This is a genomic window from Rhodanobacter ginsengisoli (assembly GCF_042657065.1).
GTDB lineage: Bacteria > Pseudomonadota > Gammaproteobacteria > Xanthomonadales > Rhodanobacteraceae > Rhodanobacter > Rhodanobacter ginsengisoli.
Genome location: NZ_JBHSNF010000003.1, coordinates 260282 through 285586, shown reverse-complemented (window position 1 = coordinate 285586; position 25305 = coordinate 260282). Strand labels below are relative to the sequence as shown.

Annotated in this window: 21 protein-coding genes; 8 read left to right on the top strand and 13 right to left on the bottom strand. The window is 61.6% G+C overall.

Features of this window, described 5'->3' with window-relative positions; genetic code table 11:
• Positions 1 to 64: 64 nt before the first annotated feature.
• The 7 genes from ACFPPA_RS14760 to ACFPPA_RS14730 form a co-directional block, all read right to left on the bottom strand.
• A complete protein-coding gene (locus tag ACFPPA_RS14760; protein ID WP_377321230.1) occupies positions 65 to 646 on the bottom strand; it encodes a hypothetical protein in 582 nt (193 codons plus the stop codon).
• A gap of 131 nt (positions 647 to 777) precedes the next feature.
• Positions 778 to 1710 carry an NAD-dependent epimerase/dehydratase family protein gene (locus ACFPPA_RS14755; RefSeq protein ID WP_377321228.1) on the bottom strand — a complete coding sequence of 311 codons (933 nt, stop codon included), beginning with the start codon at positions 1708 to 1710 and terminating at the stop codon, positions 778 to 780.
• A 177-nt stretch (positions 1711 to 1887) separates the two neighbouring features.
• A complete protein-coding gene (locus tag ACFPPA_RS14750; RefSeq protein WP_377321226.1) occupies positions 1888 to 2742 on the bottom strand; it encodes a class I SAM-dependent methyltransferase in 855 nt (284 codons plus the stop codon).
• 36 nt (positions 2743 to 2778) lie between these two features.
• Positions 2779 to 7041, bottom strand: a complete 4263-nt coding sequence (locus ACFPPA_RS14745) for a rhamnan synthesis F family protein (RefSeq protein WP_377321224.1) — start codon at positions 7039 to 7041, stop codon at positions 2779 to 2781.
• Positions 7042 to 7111: 70 nt separating this feature from the next.
• On the bottom strand, positions 7112 to 8491 hold the full coding sequence (locus ACFPPA_RS14740) for an ABC transporter ATP-binding protein (protein ID WP_377321222.1): 1380 nt from the start codon (positions 8489 to 8491) through the stop codon (positions 7112 to 7114).
• A gap of 25 nt (positions 8492 to 8516) precedes the next feature.
• Positions 8517 to 9365 carry an ABC transporter permease gene (locus tag ACFPPA_RS14735; protein WP_377321220.1) on the bottom strand — a complete coding sequence of 283 codons (849 nt, stop codon included), beginning with the start codon at positions 9363 to 9365 and terminating at the stop codon, positions 8517 to 8519.
• A gap of 115 nt (positions 9366 to 9480) precedes the next feature.
• On the bottom strand, positions 9481 to 10647 hold the full coding sequence (locus ACFPPA_RS14730; protein ID WP_377321218.1) for a trans-sulfuration enzyme family protein: 1167 nt from the start codon (positions 10645 to 10647) through the stop codon (positions 9481 to 9483).
• 202 nt (positions 10648 to 10849) lie between these two features.
• Between ACFPPA_RS14730 and rfbB the strand changes: the two genes are divergently transcribed.
• From rfbB to ACFPPA_RS14705, 5 genes are all read left to right on the top strand, one after another.
• Positions 10850 to 11899, top strand: coding sequence for a dTDP-glucose 4,6-dehydratase (gene rfbB, locus ACFPPA_RS14725; RefSeq protein ID WP_377321216.1), 1050 nt, complete (start codon positions 10850 to 10852; stop codon positions 11897 to 11899).
• The gene (gene rfbA / locus ACFPPA_RS14720) at positions 11896 to 12786 is read left to right on the top strand and encodes a glucose-1-phosphate thymidylyltransferase RfbA (protein ID WP_377321214.1); all 891 of its coding nucleotides are present in this window, start codon (positions 11896 to 11898) and stop codon (positions 12784 to 12786) included. The genes rfbB and rfbA overlap by 4 nt, the downstream gene beginning before the upstream one ends.
• On the top strand, positions 12783 to 13340 hold the full coding sequence (rfbC, locus tag ACFPPA_RS14715) for a dTDP-4-dehydrorhamnose 3,5-epimerase (RefSeq protein WP_377321212.1): 558 nt from the start codon (positions 12783 to 12785) through the stop codon (positions 13338 to 13340). The genes rfbA and rfbC overlap by 4 nt, the downstream gene beginning before the upstream one ends.
• Complete coding sequence (gene rfbD, locus ACFPPA_RS14710; protein WP_377321210.1) at positions 13337 to 14272, top strand: dTDP-4-dehydrorhamnose reductase; 936 nt, start codon at positions 13337 to 13339, stop codon at positions 14270 to 14272. The genes rfbC and rfbD overlap by 4 nt, the downstream gene beginning before the upstream one ends.
• A 195-nt stretch (positions 14273 to 14467) precedes the next feature.
• Positions 14468 to 15880: a mannose-1-phosphate guanylyltransferase/mannose-6-phosphate isomerase gene (locus ACFPPA_RS14705; RefSeq protein WP_377321208.1), complete on the top strand. Its 1413-nt coding sequence runs from the start codon at positions 14468 to 14470 to the stop codon at positions 15878 to 15880.
• An 80-nt stretch (positions 15881 to 15960) separates the two neighbouring features.
• Here the strand turns inward: ACFPPA_RS14705 and glmS are convergent, their stop codons facing one another.
• The 5 genes from glmS to ACFPPA_RS14680 form a co-directional block, all read right to left on the bottom strand.
• Positions 15961 to 17790: a glutamine--fructose-6-phosphate transaminase (isomerizing) gene (glmS, locus tag ACFPPA_RS14700; protein ID WP_377321207.1), complete on the bottom strand. Its 1830-nt coding sequence runs from the start codon at positions 17788 to 17790 to the stop codon at positions 15961 to 15963.
• A 136-nt stretch (positions 17791 to 17926) separates the two neighbouring features.
• A complete protein-coding gene (locus tag ACFPPA_RS14695; protein WP_377321205.1) occupies positions 17927 to 19297 on the bottom strand; it encodes a pyridoxal-phosphate dependent enzyme in 1371 nt (456 codons plus the stop codon).
• 166 nt (positions 19298 to 19463) lie between these two features.
• On the bottom strand, positions 19464 to 19691 hold the full coding sequence (locus ACFPPA_RS14690; protein WP_377321203.1) for a YdcH family protein: 228 nt from the start codon (positions 19689 to 19691) through the stop codon (positions 19464 to 19466).
• Positions 19692 to 20046: 355 nt separating this feature from the next.
• Positions 20047 to 20706, bottom strand: a complete 660-nt coding sequence (locus ACFPPA_RS14685; protein ID WP_377321201.1) for a hypothetical protein — start codon at positions 20704 to 20706, stop codon at positions 20047 to 20049.
• Positions 20703 to 21149 (bottom strand): DUF4398 domain-containing protein, encoded by a 447-nt coding sequence (locus ACFPPA_RS14680; RefSeq protein WP_377321199.1) that lies wholly within the window; start codon positions 21147 to 21149, stop codon positions 20703 to 20705. The genes ACFPPA_RS14685 and ACFPPA_RS14680 overlap by 4 nt, the downstream gene beginning before the upstream one ends.
• A gap of 200 nt (positions 21150 to 21349) precedes the next feature.
• On the opposite strand from ACFPPA_RS14680, the gene ACFPPA_RS14675 reads away from it, so the two are divergent.
• Positions 21350 to 22462 (top strand): PilT/PilU family type 4a pilus ATPase, encoded by a 1113-nt coding sequence (locus tag ACFPPA_RS14675; RefSeq protein WP_377321197.1) that lies wholly within the window; start codon positions 21350 to 21352, stop codon positions 22460 to 22462.
• Between the two features lie 128 nt (positions 22463 to 22590).
• Here the strand turns inward: ACFPPA_RS14675 and maiA are convergent, their stop codons facing one another.
• Entirely contained in the window at positions 22591 to 23262 is a 672-nt protein-coding gene (maiA, locus tag ACFPPA_RS14670; RefSeq protein ID WP_377321195.1) for a maleylacetoacetate isomerase, read from the bottom strand.
• Between the two features lie 189 nt (positions 23263 to 23451).
• Between maiA and ACFPPA_RS14665 the strand changes: the two genes are divergently transcribed.
• Together ACFPPA_RS14665 and ACFPPA_RS14660 are read left to right on the top strand one after the other, a co-directional pair.
• Positions 23452 to 24633, top strand: coding sequence for a phosphoglycerate kinase (locus ACFPPA_RS14665; protein WP_377321193.1), 1182 nt, complete (start codon positions 23452 to 23454; stop codon positions 24631 to 24633).
• The gene (locus ACFPPA_RS14660) at positions 24633 to 25271 is read left to right on the top strand and encodes an HAD hydrolase-like protein (protein ID WP_377321191.1); all 639 of its coding nucleotides are present in this window, start codon (positions 24633 to 24635) and stop codon (positions 25269 to 25271) included. The genes ACFPPA_RS14665 and ACFPPA_RS14660 overlap by 1 nt, the downstream gene beginning before the upstream one ends.
• Positions 25272 to 25305 lie beyond the last annotated feature (34 nt).

Below are 25305 nucleotides of genomic sequence, written 5' to 3'. Positions count from 1 at the left end.
GGGTTGGTCCATCGCAACACGCGCCGCGTTCAAACGCCGGACCCGCTCGCGGGGCAGCTGCCAGTTAATCAATACTTATCTTGATGATGCTCCCTTTGTCGCACGCATAAGCCTGCCCGGCATTCTTGAACGTCACCAGCAGATGATATTGCCCCGCTGGCAACGATTTGAAATCCACTGCTTGCGTAAAACCGACATTTCCGGAATCGACGGCGTGCATGGTGGAAATGACGTCGGGTCGAGCAACCCAGCTCCTGATCGGCAATTGCCAGCCCTCGGTGCCCGCCATGTTCACGACGCGCAGTTGTGCCGGCACTCCCGACTTCCTGGAGACGGCAGAGAGAAACCAGCCTCCAACCGTGGTGGATTTATCCTTCACGTCCAGCGGGGCCGAGCCGAAGACGGTATTGCCCAATGCCTCGACGTTGCAGCTGCCCGGGGAGGCAGTCTTCGCCACTTTCAGTTCGTCAGCGGTTAGCGGCATGAAGCCCGTCGCGGCAGCTGATGCCGCAACGCTACCTGGCGAAGCATCGGCCGCAGCGGGTGATCCCGTATCGGCATGATCCGCTGGCCCGTCCGAAGGTGAGCAGCCCGCGGTGAAGATTCCGAGCGCCAACAGCAATGCGACTCTTCCAGAAAAGGACATGACAGCACCTCTTTAGGCAAAGGATTGGAAGATCGCAGCAAGCCGCTGCGAGATATTTGAGATTCGGAATTATTTCACACCGAATATGAAAGGCGGCTGTCACCTTCCTCGGAAGGGTCTGCAATGCACGCTTACCTGGCGAGGACGTCAGCCATCCATTCGGCGGTCCTGGTGAGTCCGTCCGAAAACGAAACCTTCGGAGACCAGCCCATCTCTGCCAAGGCAAGCCGATTGCTCAAGACGCTGATCGGCACGTCGATCAAGCGCGCCGACAGATACTGTCGCTCCACGGACCGGCCCAGCACTTGTTCGATGTTGGCAACCAGGCCATTCAAGCTCATGCCTGCGCCCGAACTGACATTGAACACGCTTTTTGTGCCTGCATAGCTCAAGGTTGCAGCGAACGCATCAGCCACGTCGCTGATATAGATGTAGTCCCTTACGATTTCGCCGTCGCCCCATATCTGAATCGGCTGGCCAGACAATGCACGATGCAGAAATACGCCGACCGCACCCTGCGCCGTCTCAACGCGCTGGCGCTCGCCAAACGGATTGGCCACCCTCAGAATGGTCGTACGGATACCGTGCAAGCGCTGATACATCAGCAGATAGTTTTCGATGGCCAGTTTGACAATGCCATAGGAAATTTGCGGCCGGGTGGGATGATCCTCGTCCACCGGAAGTTTTTCCGGAGGACCGTATACCGTTCCACCGGAGGAGATGAAAATCATCCGTCGGACATTTTTTGCCACCATGAGGTCCAGCATCTGCAGGGTTGCCACCAAATTACTCTGAACGTCATAGATCGGATCGTCGTTCGAACTCTTTGGTAACGTCGTGGAGACAAGATGCAGCACAACGTCGGCTCCCTCGAGCGCAACGCCCACGTCGTGGACGCTTTGCAAATCGCCAGTCACCCACTCCACTTGCTCGCCGTCGACGAATTTTCGATACGGCTCGACCCGGGGACGCTCGAATATCCGCAGCTCGTGACCATCCCTGAGCAACCTGTCAGCGATCGCCGAACCGATGAACCCCCCTCCTCCGAAAATGACGCATTTCATTGCTTGATTTGCTCCAACATGATGCTTCAGAGGCTTTCGTCATAGTGGCTGAAGAAACACCAAGACCGGACGAAGATAAAAATCGATTAGGGAAACAGCGAAAACTCTACAAACTTAAGGTCAACGCCCCATTCATTTCTCACACTGATTCGTAGATAAAATGGGAGTCCCTTCCACTTATTTCTTCGGCCGGAGAACTACAATATCCTGAAAATCGTGAATCCCGCCAGAGCGATAATCAAGAATATCAAACCACTGGCTCCAATGCGCGCGAACGTAGGTCTCCGACATGAACGTGATACCGTATTCGAAGGGATCAGAAATTACCTTGCCGGCAATCGCTACTCCATCGATTACTGTCGTCAAATGCCCATGTTGCAAGACAAAAGCCAACTCGTCGCTTTCAAATTTTTTCCGAGCTCTTTCAAAAGATTCTTCCGGCATGTCCAGCATGCTCTTGATTTTCGGCTCGGCTAACGCTCTCGTCATTGCACGCTGACCGTGGATGGTCAGGAATAGCCGCCCATCAGGCTTGCAGACACGGGCAAGTTCCTGCAGAAACTCATCCTGGCCCTTCTCGTTCAGGTGACTGAAAATCGAGATGGAGATGACCGCCTCAAATTCATTCGTCGTGAACGGAATCGGTGGCTTGACCTTGGAAAGCCTCGCGTCGAAGTGATCGATCGCCGACGCACACCATTCAACGTGTCGATGATCGATATCGCAACCAGCCACGTAACCCGGATGTCCCTTGAACATGCGCGCTAGGCGCCCACAGCCGCAGCCAAAATCGAGGACACTGGAATACCCGCTCAGTGTCTTGGGAGAAGCCCGCGAAAGCGCAACCCAGAAATCCGCGCCGTGGGCTGCGAATTCGGATTGGCGGCTCACACCCGTTGTGTTGTACATCAAGTCATCGGGCGGATACGGGCCCACGTATTTGCTCAACGATGGGTCCTCGAATACTCCGCTGCGATTGAGGTTCGCCCAGTCTTCCACTGGCAATTTGCAACCCAAACTATAGTCGATCATAAGACCAGTCCTTCCAGTGGGATAAATGTCAATGAGCTACCTTGTCACTCCAACCACGTTCGTCAAGACAATGCGGCGGGCTTGCTTCTCAGCGACAAGAGGCAGCATCCTTTCGATAGCATGCAGCATTGAACCATCGTAGGGCAGCGGTTCCGCCGGATAGTCCTGCCAGTCGAGGCGAAGATCAAAGAACGGCCGGATGGCCTCGGTTCGTGCCCAGAACATCGAGCCCACCGGGAACGCGAGATTTTCCGGAAAATCATCCAGACCCAGCTTGCTGCCAAGTTGCTCCGCGTATGGCCGGTTGGCGCCCCACCCGACCATGTTTGGATCGTCGGGAAATACGATGCCTATTGAGGGGTCCGCGGCCATTCGCCCGAGGATGATATCCGCCATGCAGGCTTTTCCGCCCAACAGGTTTTCCATCAGGAATTGGGACCAGGCCTTCCCAGTGTCCTCGTCGGCGATGTCGACGGATTTCTTCGTGTGCAGGTGCCCGACGATGTCGTACTGATCGATGAAGGCGCCACCGAAAGTCGTCAGGAACGGCCCGAGGTCGCGCCCCACATTGGGGACGATCTCGATCCTCACAAGCTGTTTCGTATATTTCCTGACCATCTTTCGAACAACGGCTGCGACTTTCTCATTGGGCACGCTGACAAACAGGTCGGGTCGGGTGACATTCATGCTCAGGCGTTCCAGTATTTCGCCAAGCAGATCCGGGTAGTAGACATGCAGGTGAAGCGCAACGCGAACCTCTCCCAGTGTTTTGCCCGGGACATCTTCTGAACTGATGATTTCGAAGCGCCAAGGACCCTCGGGCAGACCCGCGCGCACGTAGCTGGCCAAGGGATCCAACCCGGGCTTTTCCACACCATGCCGCTCTGCGTAGATGCCCGGATGAAATCCGGGGAAAGGTTTCCTTCTCGAGATGCCCGCACCCCAGCTTCGCACGTATCCGTACCGCACCATTTCATCAGGTGTCGCGTACTTGTCATAAAGGCGCAAGAAGAAGTCAGGCCTCATCACAGCGGATTCCAGTATGACCTTGGTGCTTTCGACCTCGTTGGCGAGCCGAAGCCTTGCCTCCCTGGCGAGGCCTTCGAGGCCGGCCACATAGCGCTCCATATCGAACTGGTCACGCACTGTTTGTTGCAACCGCGTGCCCACCCGATTCCTTAGATCTTTTGAGCGGGCGAGATTGAGCACGAGTTCCGCCATGGCGGCGGTGTCCAGGTATGGCGCCACGCACTCTTCGGACAGGTCACTATCGACCAAGGCGTCCACAACGCCGGTCGTATTGGCGAAGCACACCACCGGTAGCCCATGCGCCATGGCGTCGATTGCCACGTTGGGTAAGGGATCCAGCCGAGAGCTCAGCATCAGGATATCTGCGGACTCATAGACCTGCTCGATGGCGGCGGTCTCTCCCATGAAGGTGAACTGCCGCTGCAGGCCTGATCTCTGAAGTTGTTCGGCGAGGTAGGCCGAATAGGCCATGTCATTCACTGGGTCGTAGCCTTTGCCGATCCAGACGAACCGGCAGCGCTCGCCGCCCTCGGACCTGATCACCCTGGCAGCGCATTCGAGGAAAAGATCCACGCCCTTACGGTACTGCACATACCCTATGCCGACAATGACGATGGTGCCTTTGTCAGCGTCGCCGTCGGGGCGAAGAATGCGCAATAAGCGACTCCTCTCAAGCGCGTCAGCGCCGGGGTCGACCGCGTGAGCAAGCATGGTGCAGCGCCCCTGCGGCATGATGTGGAACGGCTGCCCCGCCAGCTCTGCGTTCCCAGCCACTGCATTCTCATGGGTTATCCGCGCCGAAAACACCGTTTCCGCCGACCAGAAGATGGCAAAGGGAAAGGCATCCAGCGGACGTGTATACCCTGCAAATTCATGGATCAGGCTGATAGCCGGTATCGATAATTCCATCAGCCTCCTGAGCACAAACCGCGACTCGATGCTGTTGACGATAGCGAACTCAAATTCGTGAGACAGCGCCAGTTGCGCTATGACGGCACCGGCCAAGCCGACGTTGCCGTTAACGGGCATGGGGCCGACCACCAATGGTACGACTTCGCAAAAGGCCGGTATCATCGGCCCATCGCCCAGTACGAGAACGATGACGTTGAATCGCTTCTGCAGTTCTCTGGCAATGTTGAGGCTGAGGATGGGAGCACCCGTTCGCGACGCTTCGTGACTGACCACCAGCACGGTCTTCTTATTGGAGTCCAGAGGCAACGAGCCTTTCTGCAATTGCAGCCGAGGGCTTCGACCTATACGGCCTTCGGCCCTGCCATGCTGCACAAAGTGCTCATAGGGATCGACCCCCGCTTCACAGATGTCTGGATAATTTTCTAGGTAAAATGCTTCGTCGAAATCCGAAACAAACCATCCATCACGCTTGGCCACCGTAGCCAATTTTTCAACCGCCTTACGCATGCCGCCCGCCTGCTTCACCGCCGACAGCAATCCGGAGCGCAAGACCCGAACTTTTTTCAGGCGTGAGCGAGAGACAGTTCTCGCAGCGGGCTGACGACCCTCACTCTTCCCATTCAATACATAATGCTGATAGGGATCCATGCCGCTGGCAGCCACATCGGGGTATTCCTCTAAATACCAGGCTGCATCGAATCCCTTGGGTACCTTCGTACCTGTCGTCTCGATACTGTCTTGACCGGTGACCGGCGTTTTGACCAGGCTAAGTTTGCTCGCAAGCCGCCAAACCAATGTCTCCTTCATTCGACTATTCATGTCCTCAAGCATTTCCTTGGCTACCGTTAACTTTCTGAGCTCGATGCCGGATTCATCCAGCAACCTACGGAACTTTGCCAGCTCGCAACTCTTTACCGCCAAATCGCCGACAACGTCATCCATTTGTAGAGCCTGCCTGGCCAGCGATTCACTCAGCTCACTGAGCTTCGTGTCCCGATCGAGCAATGCCCCCTCGAACCGGACGCTCTGCGCATCCCGATCGGCCTTGAGCTGGATGATTTCATTCGTGCTTTGCTCCAACAAGTGCTCAAGGCGCTGCTGTTGCACGACGCGCTCGGCCAGTAATTCGCTCAGCTCACCGAGCTTCGCGTCCCGTTCCAGCACTGCCCCCTCAAACCGGGCAGCCTGCATATCCTTTTCGGCCTTGAGCTGAATTACTTCGCTTCTACCTTCCTCTAGCGCATGCTCGAGATACTGCTGATGCGCTGCACGTTCGGCCAGCGATTCGCCCAGCTCACTGAGCTTTGTGTCTCGATCCAATATTAGCCCGTCAAACCGGGCAAGCTGTGCATTCCGCGTATGCGCCTCCGCGCCAAGCACGCTCGCTGATGCTTCGTGTTCCGCCAACGCCTGCGAAAGCGCAGCGATTTCCGCCTCCTTCTCGGCCACCGTCCGATCCAGCACCGACACTTGAGATTTGTGAACCGTGCGGACCTCAGTGAAACGCTGGTGCCTGCCACGAAGCATGCTAATCGCCTTGATTGCTATATCGCATTGCTCCGCGGAGAACGTCTCATTACCAGAAGGTGCACCCGTCGCATATCCAAACGCTTCAAAATCAGCAGCATAAATCGAACGCATCAGCTGAAGACTACGGGGAGTAATCAGATCGGGCAGATAGGGAATCAAACTCTCATTCGAACGCTTAGCCGCGAACGGGTCCTCAACACCATGGCCTAGTCGATCCGACAGCGCCTGACTGAGGGCTGCGGTATCCTCGATCTTCGCTAGCATGGAATAGCTGACTAGATCGGGGCGTAAAATGTCGACTTGGGATATCCAGTGAACATCGCGGAACGCAGGCGTCTCGCTAGCAACCAAGTGCTCAAGGAATCGTTCGAAGGCTTTTGAAATATCGCCTAGGTCGCCAATCGGATGATTTACAAAGTCCTGTTGCAGAAATGTGTCCATCTGCAAGGGCTCCCTAAGCAGAACCTTTGACTGCCAGGCGGAGAAGATTCGCTTGAAAGGATTTCGCACCACCGCAAATCTGAAGTAATCATCAGCAGTGAGCGACTCAACCAAAGCTTCCGGGAGCAGTCCAGTGACCTCCGGGGCAACTATGTGAAAGGTATCGTGGACAACAAGTTCCGGATCGGTCTCCTGACTCCCGTTAGGGGCACGCAAAGCCTCCGCGTATCCTTCTAGCGAAGCGAACCACCACTTCAGCGACGTGCAGGCAACTTTTGGCGTCGCAACGTAGAGCAATTTATGACGCAACGACAGATAGCTGTTCCACCTAAGGTGGGTCCAGACAGGCTCGCTCTTCGAGAATGGCAAATTATCGATACTATCCATTTGGTGAATACCATTAACCGTCATCACCGATGACTAATACACAATATTGACCGACGCCCAAGTATGACAATCATCGCAAGATGACTTCTGGTTCCATGGAAGACACGTCCACATAGCCGAAGGATTTCGCTCGACCGAGTGAGATAACCCGGAACATCAGCGCGTCAAGCATTCGATGCAAACACGTGGGCTCTTCGGATGACCATACTCCACCACCCACAAAATACACCCCCGGAAGCATCGCCATCTTGAAGCCAAACTTGACCGCGAATTTCTGCCCCGCTTGCACGTTCTCCACATACGTGCCCTCTTGCGGATATCGCTGACCCGTGACCTCCACTCCGGAAATGGTTTTGATGTGCACCCCAAAATAAACTTTAGGAAAGCTTTTGCGAAATTCACCCGTAATTATGAATTGGTAATCCCCACCGGGGCGCAACAAATTAACTATCTGATCGCTGGCATTGCGAATTTCTATACCCTCGATTTCAGCGCCCTGAACTGCGTACCTCGTTGTCGTTTCAGGCACCAATCCTGGATCGAAGGCATCTGATGGCCCAGTGGTATCGCCAGCACACGGTAAATCGTCGCTCTGAAACTCCGCCACTTCACCAGATTGATCGGTGACTCGATAGCGTTCGGCCAACTCCTTCTGTACCTCAGGCGCGGCATAAATCAGCTTCTGGTAAGCGCGCACCGCCTTGGCAGCCCCGCTGTACATAAGTCGCTCGCCGGCTTCCAGAAACAATGCGCGATCGCACAACTCAACCACACTCGTTGGCGAGTGCGAGACAAATAGAATCGAGCAGCCGTTGTTCTTCAGACTCTCGAGCCGGGTAAAGCATTTTCTCTGAAATTTCTCGTCTCCGACAGCCAGCGCCTCATCGACAATAAAGATGTCAGGATCGATCACGGACTGTACTGCAAAGGCAAGCCGTACCGACATGCCCGTCGAATATGTCTTGACCGGCAACTCGAGAAATTCTCCAATATCAGCGAAGGCCGCAATATCATCAAAACGATTGTCGATTTCTTCCTTCGTCAAACCGAGCAATGCAGCATTCAAATAGACATTTTCGCGGCCAGTGAATTCAGGATTGAACCCTGCGCCCAGCTCAAGCAGCGCGGCCACTCGGCCTTTTGTTTCCACTCTGCCAATTGTCGGAGTCAACGTTCCGCAGATGATCTGAAGCAGTGTCGATTTACCCGCGCCGTTTCTGCCGATGACACCAACGGTCTCGCCTCGCTTTACTTCGAACGAGACATTTTTCAAGCCCCAAAATTCATGAAAATACGTCTTTTGCCGCTGCCCGGCCATCCGCTGCAATCTCGGCATCAGGAATTGCTTAAGACGGTCACGCGGCGTGTCATAAATAAGATGGCATTTGCTGACATTATGAACAGCAATGGCGATGTTGTCGTTGGCAACAGTTGACACTTGCGTGGACATTATCGATGCCGCGGCTTTGGCCTGGTCAGATGACATCTGCAAAGCCCTTTCTAGTTTTTTGGAACCAAAAATACCCAAGCGAAGCAATGACTACGCTGACCAACGCATAGGTCGCCAGACCAACCCAATTAGGCGCCCTCCCCCAAACAAGAACGTCACGAGCCTGCACTATAATGAAGGTCAAGGGGTTGGCCATTATGATCGGCCGAATGTTTTCGGGCAGCGCGGTGATCGGATAAAATACTGGCGCCAAAAACATCATCACCATGGTGATGATGCTGGTAATTTGACCGATGTCTCGAATGAACACACCGAGAGATGCAAATATCCAGGATAAGCCGAGAGTGAGCATTACAAGCGGTAGTATCACCAAAGGAATGTACATTGCGGTCAATGACAGATGGCCATTGATCACAAGGAGGAAGATCAGCAGCACCGCAGTGCTGACCATTGCATGAAACAGCGCCGACGCCAGCGTTATTACTGGAAGAATTTCGAGTGGAAATATGATTTTTTTCACGAAATTGGCGTTACCCAAAATCAATTCCGGAGACCTGTTTATGACCTCAGCAAACAATCCGTGCACAATCATGCCCACAAACAATATTATCGCGAATTTGGTTTTGGTTTCGCCGATATCGGTACCCCAACGCGCCTTGAATACCACGGAGAAGACGAAGGTATAGACAAACAGAAGAAGCATTGGGTTGAGAAAAGACCAGAGCAGACCCAGCGTCGAGCCTTTGTAGCGCCCCACGACTTCGCGCCGAGTCATCTGCACGATCAGCTCCCTGTTCTTCCAGATACTGGTTGCAGCGGAAATCGGCGTGGCGGGCCTGTTGTCATGTGGATTCATAAAGGCGTCGCATTCCATGTCAAATCATAGGGGTTGCGGGCAACCGCGGCATTTGAGCACTTGGCGAATTGCCGTGAGTACACATGGCAGCAGTACCTTCGTAGTAGCGGCATGAGCAGTTCGGCGTAATTAATCAGCTGTCCAAAATCGTTGATAACTCGCCACGCAAGTCACGAATATCCTCCACACCCACCGACAGCCTGATCAACCCATCACTGATGCCCAGCCGCTTGCGATTGGCCGCGGGCACCGAAGCGTGGGTCATGATCGCCGGATGTTCGATCAGGCTTTCGACACCGCCGAGCGATTCGGCCAGCGCAAACAGTTTGCAGCGTTCCAGCATGCGTTTGGCCTTTTTCAGCCCACCCTTGATCTCGATGCTGATGATGCCGCCGAAACCATCCATCTGGCGCTTGGCCAGCGCGTGCTGCGGATGGCTCTTGAGACCGGGGTAGATTACCCGCTCGACCGCGGGGTGCTTTTCCAGCCACTTCGCCAGCTCCAGCGCGCTTTCGCAATGCGCCTTCATGCGCAGGTGCAGGGTCTTCAGGCCGCGCATGGCGAGGAATGAGTCGAACGGACCGGCCACCGCGCCCACCGAGTTCTGCAGGAAACCCATCTGCCCGGCGATTTCCTTGTCGCGCGCAACCACGATGCCGCCGACCATGTCCGAATGACCGTTGAGGTACTTGGTGGCCGAATGCAGCACCAGGTCCGCACCGTATTCCAGCGGACGCTGGATCATCGGCGAGCAGAACGTGTTGTCCACCACCAGGATCAGCCCGTGCTTCTTCGCGAAGGCGGCGACCTTGGCCAGGTCGACCAGCTTCAGCATCGGGTTGGTCGGCGTCTCGGCCCAGATCATCTTCGTATTGGGCTTCAGCGCCGCCTTCATCGCAGCCGTATCGTTCAGGTCGAGGAAGCTGAAATCCAGCCCGGCCGAGCGGCGGCGCACCTTTTCGAACAGGCGATAGGTGCCGCCGTACAGGTCGTCCATCGCGATGACATGGCTGCCCGAGTCGAGCAGGTCCAACACGGTAGCGGCGGCAGCCAGGCCCGAGGCGAACGCGAAACCGGCCACGCCGCCTTCCAGATCCGCCACGCAACGTTCGTAAGCCATCCGCGTGGGATTTTGCGAGCGCGAGTACTCGTAACCCTTGTGCTTGCCCGGACTCTCCTGCACGTAGGTCGAGGTGGCATAGATCGGCGTCATGATCGCACCGGTGCTGGGGTCGGGATGCTGGCCGGCGTGGATGGCGCGGGTGCCCAGTGCGTGAGGAAGGGTGGCTTTTTTGGTCATGACTGGCATCTTGGTTGGTGCGGCTTGGGTCGGCGACCATGCCACAGGGAGCGAGCCTGTCATGATACCCGCGAAGCCACGCGAATTGCCTTAACGGCAACGATTGCAGCAAGGGCCGAGACTTCCGGAGAGGGCGTTGCGGTCGGATTCAGCTGGTCGGCATGGCATAATCCGCGCTCATATGGACGTTGATCGAGGCCTCATGAAAACTCTGTTGGTTACTGGCGGCGCCGGCTTCATCGGCGCCAATTTCGTGCTGCAGGCGGTCGCCGACGGGCTGCACGTGGTCAACCTGGACAAGCTGACCTATGCCGGCAATCCGGACACCCTGGCGTCGCTGCACGGCAACCCGCGGCACGTGTTCGTGCATGGCGACATCGGTGACCGCGCGCTGGTATCCCGCCTGCTGGCCGAGCATCGCCCGGGCGCCGTCGTGAACTTTGCCGCCGAATCGCACGTGGATCGCTCGATCGACGGCCCCGCCGAATTCGTGCAGACCAACGTGGTCGGCACGCTGGCCCTGCTGGAGGCCGCCCGCGATTACTGGCGCGGGCTGGAAGGGACGGCGCGTGACGCGTTCCGCTTCCTGCACGTGTCGACCGACGAGGTCTACGGCTCGCTCGGCGACGAAGGCAAGTTTACCGAACAGACCGCCTATGCGCCGAACTCGCCCTACTCGGCCTCCAAGGCGGCGTCCGACCATCTGGTGCGGGCGTTCCATCACACCTACGGCCTGCCGGTGCTGACCACCAACTGCTCGAACAACTACGGCCCGTACCAGTTCCCCGAGAAACTGATCCCGCTGGTGATCCAGAAGGCGCTGGCCGGCGAACCGCTGCCGGTTTACGGCGATGGCCTGAACATCCGCGACTGGCTGTTCGTCGGCGACCACTGCAGCGCGATCCGCCGCGTGCTGGATGGCGGCCGCGTCGGCGAGACCTACAACGTGGGCGGCAACGCCGAGCGCACGAACATCGAAGTGGTGGAGGCGATCTGCACGTTGCTCGATGCGCGCCGGCCGCTGGCCGATCGCAGCCCGCGCAGCTCGTTGATCACGTTCGTGAAAGACCGCCCCGGCCACGATCGCCGCTACGCGATCGACTCGCGCAAGCTGCAAGGCGAACTGGGCTGGCGGCCATCGCAGACGTTCGAGAGCGGCATCGCGCAGACGGTGGACTGGTACCTCGAGCACCAGCCCTGGGTGCAACGCGTGCTGGACGGCAGCTACCGGATGGAGCGCCTCGGCTCATGACCACCACGCAGAAGGGCATCATCCTGGCCGGCGGTTCCGGCACCCGGCTGTATCCGATCACCCGCGCGGTCAGCAAGCAACTGCTGCCGGTATACGACAAGCCGATGATCTACTACCCGCTGGCCGCCCTGATGCTGGCCGGTATCCGCGAGATCCTGTTGATCAATACCCCGCATGAGCAGGAGATGTTCCAGCGTCTGCTCGGCGACGGCTCGCAGTGGGGACTCGATATCCGCTATGCGGTGCAACCGTCGCCGGACGGGCTGGCCCAGGCATTCACCATCGGCCGGGATTTCATCGACGGCAAGCCCAGTTGCCTGGTGCTGGGCGACAACATCTTCTACGGGCACGGCTTCACAGAACGACTCAAGCGCGCAGCCGCACGCGACCACGGCGCCACCGTATTCGGTTACTGGGTGAAGGATCCGGAACGCTACGGCGTGGCCGAGTTCGACGCCACCGGCAAAGTCGTCGGGCTGGAGGAAAAGCCGGCCCGGCCGAAGTCGCATTACGCAGTCACCGGCCTGTATTTCTACGACGCCCGGGTCTGCGACTACGCGGCGGCGCTGAAGCCCTCGTCACGCGGCGAGCTGGAGATCACCGACCTCAACCGCTGCTATCTCGACGACGACTCGCTGCACCTGGAGCAACTGGGCCGCGGCTTCGCCTGGCTGGACACGGGCACTCACGAATCGCTGATGGAAGCGGGCAACTACATCGAGACGATCGAGAACCGGCAGGGCCTGAAGGTGTGCTGTCCGGAAGAGATCGCCCACCTCAACGGCTGGATCGACGACGAACAGCTGTTGCGGCTGGCCGAACCGCTGGCCAAAACCGGCTACGGACAATACCTGCAGAACCTGCTGCGCGAGGGGCACGCCCGATGAAGGTGATCGAGACGGCCCTGCCCGGCGCACTGATCATCGAACCGCAGGTGTTCGGCGATGCCCGCGGTTTCTTCTATGAAAGCTACAACAAGGGCAGGTGGCAGGAAGCGGGCATCGAGGCAGAGTTCATCCAGACCAACGTCTCGCGCTCGGCAAAAGGCGTGCTGCGCGGCCTGCATTACCAGTGGCCGAATCCGCAGGGCAAGCTGGTCAGCGTGCTCGAGGGCGAGGTCTACGACGTGGCGGTGGATATCCGTCGCGGTTCGCCGACCTTCGGGCGATCGGCCGCGGTGATGCTGACTGCCGACAATCATCGGCATTTCTGGGTGCCGGAAGGTTTCGCGCACGGCTTCTGTGTGCTGTCCGAGTTCGCCACCTTCACCTATCAGTGCACCGCGCTGTACGACGCCAGCGCCGATGCCGGCATCCGCTGGAACGATGCCGCGCTGGGCATCGACTGGCCGCTGAGCGAGCCGCTGCTTTCCGACAAGGACCGCAAGACGCCATTGCTGCAGGATGTCCCGGCGGAGCGTCTGCCGGTTTTCATGCCGTGAAGATCCTGCTGCTGGGCGCCAACGGTCAGCTGGGCCGCACGTTTCTCGACCACCCCGGCCTGGCGGCGCGCGGCCAGGTGATCGCGGCCAGCCGCGACGGCGCGCTCGCCCACGGCGGTCATGGTGAAGCGGCCGATCTGGCCGCACCGGCCAGCCTGCCGGCCCTGCTCGACCGCCTGCAACCCGACGTGATCGTCAATGCCGCCGCCTATACCGCGGTCGACCGTGCCGAGCAGGAAGAGGCGCTGGCCACGCGCGTGAATGGCGAGGCGGTCGGCGTACTCGGCCGCTGGGCGACGGCCAACGCGGCCCTGGTAATCCACTATTCGACCGACTACGTGTTCGATGGCGAGCAGGCCCAACCGTATGCGGTCGATGCGCCGACCCACCCGCTGGGCGCCTACGGCCGCAGCAAGCTGGCCGGTGAGCAGGCGCTGCGCGACAGCGGCACGGATCATCTGATCTTCCGCACTGCCTGGGTGTATGCCGCGCACGGCCAGAATTTCCTGCGCACCATGCTGCGGCTGGGCGCCGAGCGCGACGAGCTGCGGGTGGTGGCCGACCAGCATGGCGCACCGACCGACACTGGGCTGATCGTCGACGCCAGCGTCGCCGCGCTCGACCGCTGGCAGCGGGCCGATACCGCGCAACGCGCGCAACTGCGCGGGGTCCATCACCTGGTCGCCAGCGGCAGTACCACCTGGCACGGTTTCGCCACTGCGATCTTCGAGCAGGCGCTAGCCGCCGACCTGATCGAGCGGGCACCGAACGTGGTCCCGATCCACACGGCCGATTACCCCACTCCCGCCCGCCGCCCGGCCTGGTCGCTGCTGGACAACCGTGGTTTCCAGCAGCAGTTCGGGTTTACCCTGCCCAACTGGCAGCAAGGCTTGCGCGAGGTCATGCACCAGCTCACTTCGCTCACCCGGTAGGCGACCTTTGTGGGAGCGGCTTTTGTGGGAGCGGCTTCAGCCGCGATGCTTTTGCACTGAACCAAGACAGGAGCATCGCGGTTGAAGCCGCTCCCACAGGGTGGGCTCCTACGGGGGGGCTGCCTGCAGACAGGGGGGCATGCCTGGGCGATAATCCCGGAGGTCTTTCGGTTTAATCCAGGAAGGTGCGAACCCGTGTTGATTCCCCTCATCCTCAGCGGCGGCAGCGGCTCCCGTTTGTGGCCGGTATCGCGCAAGAACCTGCCCAAGCAGTTCCTGCCGCTGGTCGGCAACGGCACACTGTTCCAGCAGACGATCGCCCGCACCCGGCAATTGCCGGATGTCGGCGCACCCATCGTGGTGGCCAGCGAGGACCACCGCTTTCTCGCCGCCGACCAATTGCTTGAGGCGGGGGTGGAAAACGCCAGCATCGTGCTCGAGCCGGTCGCGCGCAACACCGCCCCGGCGATCGCCCTGGGCGCATTGCAGGCATTGCAGCATGATGCCGACGCGATCCTGCTGGTATTGCCGGCCGACCATCTGATTGGCGACACCGCCTCGTTTGTCGCCGCCGTGCAGGAGGCCATGCCGCTGGCCGCCCGGGACTGGCTGGTGACCTTCGGTATTCGTCCGGATCGCCCGGAAACCGGCTTCGGCTATATCCGTCGTGCGCAGGCCATCGACGACAACGGCTACCAGGTCGGCCAGTTCGTCGAAAAACCCGATCTCGCCACCGCCGAGTCCTACCTCGCCGATGGCGGTTACGACTGGAACTCCGGCATGTTCCTGTTCAAGGCATCACGCTATGTGGAGGAGCTGGCCGAGCACGCGCCGGCCATGCTGGCGGCCGTGCGTGCCGCCCATGCGAAAGCCTCCGTCGACCTGGACTTCGTGCGCATCGACCGTGATGCCTTCGCGGCGGTCCCGGACGACTCGATCGACTATGCGGTGATGGAGAAGACCCGGCGCGCCGCGGTGATTCCGGTCAGCTGCGCGTGGAGCGACATCGGCTCGTGGTCGGCGCTGTGGCTGACCGGCGACAAGGATGCCGACGGCAATCTGCGCGAGGGCGACACCATGACGGTGGACACTCGCAACTCGCTGCTGCGCTCGCATGACCGCCATCTGATCGCCACCGTCGGCGTCGACGACCTGATCGTGGTGACCACGCCGGACGCGACCCTGGTGGCGCATCGCGATGCGGCGCAGGATGTGAAGAAGATCGTCGAGCAGCTCAAGGCCGCCGGCCGCAGCGAGCATTCGCTGCATCGGGTGGTGCATCGGCCATGGGGCAACTACGACTCGCTCGAAGCCGGCGAACGCTTCCAGGTCAAGCGCATCGTGGTCAAGCCGGGCGCGTCGTTGAGTCTGCAGAAGCATCACCACCGGGCCGAGCACTGGATCGTGGTGTCCGGCACCGCCGAAGTTACCTGCGACGACAAGGTGTTCCTGCTCGGCGAAAACCAGAGCACCTACATCCCGCTGGGCAGCAAGCACCGCCTGCGCAATCCCGGCAAGGTTGCACTGGAATTGATCGAGGTACAGTCCGGCAGCTATCTGGGCGAAGACGACATCGTCCGCTACGACGACGTCTACGGCCGCGCCTGAGAACGAAGAGCGAGAAGAGGCGGGAGCGGGAAGCGAGCGCTGATCCAACGCCTTTCCCACTCCTCTCCACGAAGCTTTTGCTACTCGACCGTCACCGACTTGGCCAGGTTGCGCGGCTGGTCGACATCCGTGCCGCGCAGCACGGCGACGTGATAGGCCAGCAGCTGCAGCGGCACGGTGAACACGGCCGGCGCGATGAAGCTGCCGCCGGATTCCACCCGCAGCATCTCGCCGTGGCCGGCCATGTCGTCCATGCCGGCGGCGCCATCGGCGAACACGATCAGGCGGCCACCTCGGGCGCGGACTTCCTGCAGGTTCGACTTGAGCTTGTCCAGCAGCGGGCCGTTCGGCGCCACCGCCACCACCGGCATGTCCTCGTCGACCAGCGCCAGCGGACCGTGCTTGAGCTCGCCGGCCGGATACGCCTCGGCGTGGATGTAGGAAATTTCCTTGAGCTTCAACGCGCCTTCCAGCGCCACCGGATATTCCACGCCGCGACCGAGGAACAGCGCGTGCTGGCGATGGATGAACTCGGCGGCCAGTTCGATGATCGCCGGCTCCAGAGTGAGTGCATCCTCGAGCGCCCGCGGCAGGTGTTGCAGTTCGGCGCACAGCGCCGCATAGCGCTGCGGGTCGAGCCCGTTGCGGTGCGCCAGGTCCAGCGCCAGCAACCCCAGGGCGGCCAGCTGGGTGGTGAAGGCCTTGGTCGAGGCCACACCGATTTCCGGACCGGCCCGCGTCATCAGCTTCAGATCCGCCTCCCGCACCAGCGACGATTCGGGCACGTTGCAGATCGCCAGCGTGCCCAGGTAGCCGCGCCGGCGCGACTCACGCAGTGCCGCCAGGGTATCGGCGGTCTCGCCGGACTGTGAAATCGCCACGAACAGGGTGTCGGGCGGCACCACGGTATCGCGGTAGCGATATTCGCTGGCCACTTCCACGCTGACCGGCAGCCGCGCAAATTCCTCGATCCAGTACTTGGCGACCATGCCGGCGTGATAGCTGGTGCCGCAGGCGATGATGTGCAGGCCGCGCGTGGCCTGCAGCAAGGGGGCGCTGTCGATGCCGAAGATGTTCGGCAACACCCCGTGCGGGCCGATCCGCGCTTCCAGCGTGTTGGCCACCGCACGCGGCTGCTCGAAGATTTCCTTCTGCATGTAATGGCGGTACTCGCCGCGCTCGACCGCATCGCTGGACAGCTCGCTCTCGTACGCCGCCCGCTCGACCGGCTGGCCGTCCAGGCCGAACACCTGCACGCTGTCGCGGGTGATCTCGACCACGTCACCCTCCTCGAGATGGACCATCCTGTTGGTGACCTGGATCAGCGCCTGCGCATCCGAGCCGAGGAAGTTCTCGCCGATGCCCATGCCGACCAGCAGCGGTGCGCCGCGACGCGCACCGACCACGCGGTCGGGCTCGTCGCTGCTGATCACCGCGATCGCGTAGGCACCTTCCAGCTCGCGCACGGTCACCAGCACCGCTTCGCGCAGGGGCATGCCCTGGTCGATGCGCTGGTTGATCAGCGCCGCCATCACCTCGGTGTCGGTTTCCGAGCTGAACGCATGGCCGCGCGCCTGCAGCTCCTGGCGCAGGCTGGCATAGTTCTCGATGATCCCGTTGTGCACCAGCGCGACCCGGCCCACCACGTGCGGATGCGCATTCACCTCGTTCGGCACGCCATGCGTGGCCCAGCGGGTGTGCGCGATGCCGGTACCGCCGGGGAACGGGTCGGCGAGGTAGAGCGCTTCCATCTCGCGCACCTTGCCCTTGGCGCGCACGCGCCTGACCGTCCCGTGATCGAGTACGGCCAGGCCCGACGAATCGTAGCCACGGTATTCGAGCGCCTTCAGGCCCACGATCAGCAGCGGTGCGACATCGCGCTGGGCAACGGCGGCAACTATTCCACACATCGGCAGGACTTCCCTTGCAAGGAGGCGGAACCCGGAGCGGCTCCGTCACAGGCTGCATCTTGCGGTGATCGCATTACGCCAGGCTTTCGCGGCGGCCAGTCCATGACCGGCCGACCGATCAAAGCCCACCAGCGTCCTAGTTCACCTTGCGCCGCAGGTAGTTCAGCAGGTCGATGCGGGTGATCAGGCCCATGAACTGCTCGCCGTCCATCACGATCGCCACGTGGCCCCGCTCGAACACCGGCAGCAACGACTCGATCGGCGCGCTGAGGGGCAATTTCTGCAGGTTCGTCATCATCGCGGTGGACACCGCGTCGCGGAAACGGGTCTCGTCGGCATGCACATGCATCAGCACGTCCGACTCGTCGACGATGCCGACCAGCTTGTGACCGTCCATCACCGGCAGCTGCGACACGTCGTACAGTTTCATGCGGTTGTACGCGGTGATCAGCAGCTCGTTCGGGCCGACCACCACAGTGTCGCGCTGGGCGAACGGGCGCAGCAGCAGGTCGCGCAGGTCACCGTGCTTCTCGCGCTCGATGAAGCCGTTGTCGAGCATCCAGTAGTCGTTGTACATCTTCGACAGGTACTTGTTGCCGGTATCGCAGACCAGGGTCACCACCCGCTTCGGGCCGGTCTGTTCGCGGCAGTACTGCAGCGCCGCGGCCACCAGCGTGCCGGTGGACGAGCCGCCCAGGATGCCTTCCTTCGCCAGCAGCTCGCGCGCGGTCAGGAAGCTCTCCCGGTCGGGAATCGCGTAGGCCTTCCTGACCCGGGTGAAGTCGCTGATCGGCGGCAGGAAATCCTCGCCGATGCCTTCGACCATCCAGCTGGCGGACTTGGTCGAGAGCGTGCCTTCGTTGATGTACTGGGTGAGGATGGAGCCGACCGGATCGGCCAGGATCAGTTCGGTCCGCGGCGAATGCTCGGCAAAATATTTCGACAGCCCGCTCAGCGTGCCGGACGAACCGCAGCCGAGCACCACGGCGTCGACCCTGCCGTCCATCTGCTCCAGGATCTCCGGCCCGGTGGTGGCAATGTGCGCCGCCGGGTTGTCCGGATTGCCGAACTGGTTGATGAAGTACGCCCCCGGCGTTTCCCGCGCGATGCGCTCGGCCATGTCCTGGTAGTACTCGGGGTGCCCCTTGGCCACGTCCGAACGGGTCAGCACGACCTCGGCGCCCATCGCCTTGAGATTGAATATCTTCTCGCGGCTCATCTTGTCCGGCACCACCAGGATCAGGCGGTAGCCCTTCTGCTGCGCGACCAGGGCCAGGCCCAGCCCGGTATTGCCGGCGGTGCCCTCGACCAGGGTGTCGCCCGGGCGGATCCTGCCGTCCTTTTCGGCACCCTCGATCATGGACAGGCCGATGCGGTCCTTGATCGAGCCGCCGGGATTGGTGCTCTCGAGTTTGAGAAACAACTCGCACAACCCGGTCTCCAGGCGCTGCGCACGCACCATCGGGGTGTGTCCGATCAGTTCAAGAACACTCTGGTGAACCGTCATGGGGGCTCCGTGGCTGGGGAAACCGGTCACGCGGGCTGCGTATCGTTCCGGCAAGACCGCCATCATAACCGAGCCGCCCGACCGCCCGTCAGACACACCGCGGCCCCGACAACCCTTCCGATGAGCAGGAAGGGCCCGGGGCCGTGTGTGTGATGAAACCGCAGAGTCAGTGGATGAGGTGCACCCGGTCCGCCCACATGCGCTCGAGTCGCGCCTTGGCCAGCAATTTCTCCTTCTTCATGCTGGCGAGAGTGACATCGTCGATGGGAAGCACGCCGATATCGGCGTCGTGCACCTTGCTGTCGAGTTCCTTGTGATGCTGATAGAGCCGACGGAATTCGGCATCGGCCTTCATCAATGCCTCGACATCATCACGCTGCTGGTTTTCAAACATGATCCGACCTCCTGCGAGTGGACTGGCGGATGCCACGACCGCGACATCCGCGGACGACCGAACGCACGCGTGCAACCACGACCCGCGCCGGGATACCGGAACGCGAGGGGAGATTTGAACGTGGGATAGGCGCATGGTTCAGGTCGATGACCCACAAGGCGGGGATGCCTCGTGGGACTTCGACCCTACTCTCCCGACAAGGGCGCCGCAAGCCCGATTTCATGAAGGTGTGCGGGCATCGGCACTATGTGAAATACCTGTCAAAACAGTATTTTACATTTGCCAAATCGGCCACCCGCAAGCGCCAGCCGGCACTGGCCGGCCGGCGCTTGCGGGTGGCTCGAATACGCCGATTTCAGCGATGGCCGGCGGGTTTTTTCGCGGGCTTCTTGTGCTCGGCCGGGGCCTTGGCGGGACTGTTGCTGTCTTCCAGTTGCGAACGCATCGCCTTGGCGGCCTGCGCGGCCAGTGCGGCTTCGCGCCGGGCCGCCCTGGCCACCTTGCTCTGCGCCGCCGCCAGCTTGTTCGCGCGCTCGGCTTCGGCCCGTGCCTGCTCGGCTGCCTGCGAGTATTCCTGACCCTGCTGCTGCAGCCGGGCCGCCTCCTCCTGCGCCAGCTGGTATTGCAGGCGCTGGCGCTCCAGCTCACGGCGCGCCATTTCCGCGTCGCGCCGGCTGTTGTCCAGCAGGATCTGGTCGTGCTCGCGATCGAGCTGGGTCAGCTTGACCTGGGCATCCTGCAGCTGCGCCGCGGTCTTGGCCAGATCCACACGACGTTCCGCCAGGTACAGGTCATGCGCCCGTTCGCGCGAGCTCGCCTGCGCCAGGCGGTTGATCGCATCGCGCGCACGCGCCTGCTCGGCCTGCGCATAACCGCCCAGGCTCGGGTCGTTGGCGAGCTGGTCGAGGCTGCTGGTGAGGCGGTTGATGTCGATGTCATCCTGCCGCGCGTGCGCCGATCCCATGGCGACCAGACCCAGCAGGACAAAGGCGAGGATGGCAGTGGGACGCTTCATGGCTGGCCTCCGGAGGTGCTGGAGCCCGAGGCCGGCAGCTGGTGGTCCGCGGGCACGGTCTGGAAACCATTGCCCGGCGGTGCCGACAGGACCGACGATGCCGGCGCCGGCATGTCCTGGGTAGCTGGCGGACTGGAGGGCAGGGCCTGTGGCTGGGGCGGCGCGTCGGTCGCGGACTGTTCGCCCAGCTGACGCAGGCGATCGTTTTCCTGCATTTTGCTCTGGATCTGGGCCCGCGCCGCACCCAGCCGGGCCTTGGCCCGCGCCAGTTCGGCGTCGGCACTCGATTCCCCGGCCAGATTGGCCGCATCGGCATACTTGCGCTCGGCCATGGCCGCCTGGGCCTGCTGGAACTTGTCCTGCGCAAAGCCCAGGTCGACCGGCGCGTAATCGGCCGCACCGGCCTCGCGCGCCGCCTGCAACTCCGTCTGGGCAAGATTCATCGAATCATTCGGCGGGGGCGCCGTGGCGCAGCCGGACAGCGCCAGTGTCAGTGCCAGGGCAGCCGTTGCCATACAGGTGCGGCCAACGGATCCGGCCAGCGGGGAAAAGATGTGCATCACATTCCTCATGGTGTGTCGCGACGTATTGTGGACAGGCATAATCCATCATTGCAATGCGCATTGGGAAACAGGGGACAAACGTGGATATCGGCTACTTCCTCAAGCTTATGGTAGACAAGGGCGCGTCGGACATGTTCCTGACCACCGGCGCTCCAGTGAACATCAAGGTCGAGGGCAAGTTGTATCCCCTGGGCAATACCGGCCTGCCCGGCGGCATGGTGAAGAAGATCGCCTATTCGCTGATGGACGAAGGCCAGGTGCCGCAATTCGAGCGCAATCTCGAGTTGAACATGGCGCTCGCGGTCAAGGAAGCCGGCCGTTTCCGCATCAACGTGTTCAAGCAGCGCGGCGAAGTGGGCATGGTGATCCGCGCGATCAAGAGCGAAATCCCCAGCATCGACCAGCTGCAGCTGCCAGGCATCTTCCGCGACCTGATCATGGAACCGCGTGGGCTGATCCTGGTGGTCGGCGCCACCGGCTCGGGCAAGTCCACCACCCTGGCGGCCATGATCGACCAGCGCAACACGCATTCGGCCGGCCACATCCTCACCATCGAGGATCCGATCGAATACCTGCACCGGCACAAGAAATCGATCGTCAACCAGCGCGAAGTGGGCCTGGACACGCACAGCTATCACGAGGCCCTGAAGAACGCGATGCGCGAGGCGCCGGACGTCATCATGATCGGCGAGATCCGCGACACCGACACGATGGAAGCGGCGATCGCGTTTTCCGAGACCGGCCATCTGTGCCTGGCCACGCTGCACTCGAACAACGCCGACCAGACGCTGGAGCGCATCCTCAACTTCTTCCCGGAATCGGCACACAAGAACGTGCTGATGAACCTTTCGCTCAATCTGCGCGCAGTGATCAGCCAGCGCCTGGTGATCGGCAAGGACGGCCGCCGCATTCCCGCCGCGGAGGTGTTGCTGAATACCCCGCTGATCCGCGACATGATTCGCCGCGGCCAGACCCACGAGATCAAGGAGGCGATGGATCGCAGCCTGCAGGAAGGCATGCAGACCTTCGACCAGTCGCTGTACCGGCTGTACAAGGACGGCCGCGTGGAGCTGGAAGAGGTACTCAACAAGTCCGATTCGCGTGACGGCCTGGCGTTGAAGATCCGGCTCGCCGACAGCGGCAACAGCGATCAGGAACTGGCCGGCAACGATCCCTACGGCATGGGCTTCTAGGAGTCTGTCGGACATCGGCAACAACGGCCGGCCGGCCCGTTACCGCGGCGACGGACCGGCAAGATCGCCTTTCGCCGGGAAACCGCCCCGGCCAGCGCGAGGGGCTTTAGGTCCGCGAACCATTCGCTTCAGGCAGGTACCGGCGCATCCGGCTGGGCTTCCGGCGCCGCGCGCTGGAATGTCTCCAGTTCGTTGCAGGCCTCGCAGATCCGGCGCACGGTCGGGTAGGCATCCAGCGGCAGCTTCCAGCGCAAGGCGTTGTAGTACTGCGGCACCAGACAGATATCGGCCATGCTGGGCGAATCGCCGTGGCAGTAACGGCCGGTGGCCGCATTGTCGGCCAGCATCACCTCCAGCGCCTTGAAGCTGGTGTCGATCCAGTACCGCGACCACTCCGCGCGCTGCGCCTCGTCGGCACCGAATTGCGATTCCAGCCGCTGCAGCACACGCAGATTGCCCAGCGGATGGGTATCGCAGGCCACCACCATCGCCAGCGCGCGCACCCGCGCACGCCCACGTGCATCCATCGGCAGCAGCGAGGTCTCCAGCTCCGGATACTTCTCGTCGAGGTATTCCATGATCGCCAGCGACTGTGTGATCACCCGGTCGCCATCGAGCAGGCAGGGGACCATCTCCTGCGGATTGACCTCGCGAAACGCCGCGGCATGTTGCTCGCCACCCTCGCGGACAAGGTGTACCGGCCGCGATTCGTACTCCACCCCTTTCAGGTTGAGCGCGATGCGCACCCGATACGCGGCGCTGGAGCGCCAGTAGCCATAAAGCACCAGACCGGTAGCCATGAGCCGTCCTCTCCCCCTGCACGTAAGCGCCAGTTTAGCCACAAGTGTGGCCTCGGCGCATGGGCGACTGCAACGTCGTCGCCCGCCGCCCGATGACCCGACTCCGGTTTGCATCGGGGCGCAACGGGCCGGACAATACGCGGCTGCCGTCCATTCTGGACGATTCAAGCCCATCACCGGAGATCCGCCGTGTCCGTCATCCGCATGAGTGACCTCGATTTGCGCGGCCAGCGCGTGCTGATCCGCGAGGATCTGAATGTGCCGTTCGACGACCACGGGCAGATCACCTCGACCCAGCGACTCGATGCGGCGCTGCCCACGATCATGGCCGCTCGCGATGCCGGCGCCCGGGTCATGGTGATGTCCCACCTGGGTCGTCCGAAGGAAGGCCAGTTCGACGCCGAGGCCTCGCTGGCGCCGGTGGCGCGGTGGCTGGGCGACAAGCTCGGCACGCCGGTGCGGCTGGTCGCGGACTACCTGGACGGCGTCGAGGTGGCCGCCGGCGAGGTCGTGGTGCTGGAAAACTGCCGCATGAATGTCGGCGAAGGCAAGGACGACGAGGCGCTGGCGAAGAAGTACGCCGCACTGTGCGACATCTTCGTGATGGACGCGTTCGGCACTGCGCACCGGGCGCAGGCCTCGACCCATGGCGTGATCCGCTTCGCCCCGGTCGCCGCGGCCGGCCCGCTGCTGTGCGCCGAACTGGACGCGCTGGGCAAGGCGCTGGAACATCCGGCGCGACCGCTGCTGGCGATCGTGGCCGGCTCCAAGGTCTCGACCAAGCTGACCTTGCTGGACAACCTGATCGGCAAGGTCGACCAGCTGATCGTCGGTGGCGGCATCGCCAATACCTTCATCATGGCGATGGGCCATTCGATCGGCAACTCGCTGGTCGAACCGGCGCTGGTCGATGCCGCGAAAAAGGTGCTGGCCGACGCCAGGCGCCGTGGCGTCGACGTGCCGATGCCGGTCGACGTGGTGGTGGCTTCCAACTTTTCCGCCCAGGCGACCGCCACGGTGAAGGCGGTCGACCAGGTCAACGACGACGAGATGATCCTCGACATCGGCCCGCAGACCGCCCGGCGCTACGCCGAGCTGATCGCCAGGGCCGGCACCGTGGTGTGGAACGGCCCGGTCGGCGTGTTCGAGTTCGACGCGTTCGGCAAGGGCACCGAAACCCTGGCGCATGCGATCGCCGAATCGAGTGCGTTTTCGATCGCCGGCGGCGGCGACACGCTGGCCGCGGTCGAAAAATACGGGATCGCCGACCGCGTCTCCTACATCTCCACAGGCGGCGGCGCCTTCCTGGAATTCCTCGAGGGCAAGGAACTGCCCGCGGTCACCGCGTTGAAGGCACGCGCGGCGAAATAATGCTCTGCCTGTTCGACCTCGACGGCACCCTGATCGATTCCGAGCAGGGCATCACCGCGTGCGTGAAACATGCGCTGGCAAGGCTGGACGTTCCCGCGCCGGCGCATGAGGAACTGCGTCGCTGGATCGGTCCGCCGCTGCGGCACAGCTTCGCGCCGCTGCTGGCTCACGACGCCGGGCGGATCGAGGCGGCCGTGGAGTACTACCACGAGCGCTTCAACACGCATGGCTGGCGCGAGCATGAGATCTACCCCGGCATCGCGCGGCTGATCGAGCGATTGCTTGCTGCCGGCCACCAACTGGCCGTGGTGACGAGCAAGCCACACCGGCACGCCGCTCCGATCATTGCCCATCTGCCGTTTGGCGAGGCCTTCCTGCGCCTGTATGGCCCCCACCCCGACAGCCCGCACAGCGAGAAGGCCTCGATGATCGCCGAGGCGCTGACGGACTTCGGTTGCAAGCCAGCCGATGCGGTGATGATCGGCGACCGCCACTTCGACATCGACGGCGCGGTGGCCAACGACGTCCGCGGCATCGGCGTGCTGTGGGGTTTCGGCAGCCGGGCCGAACTGGAACTGGCCGGCGCCCATGCCATGGCGGCGACGCCGGACGAACTGGCCGCGCTGCTGCTCGCCTGAGCCGACCCGACGTCCAGACAGCCATTCCCGCGAG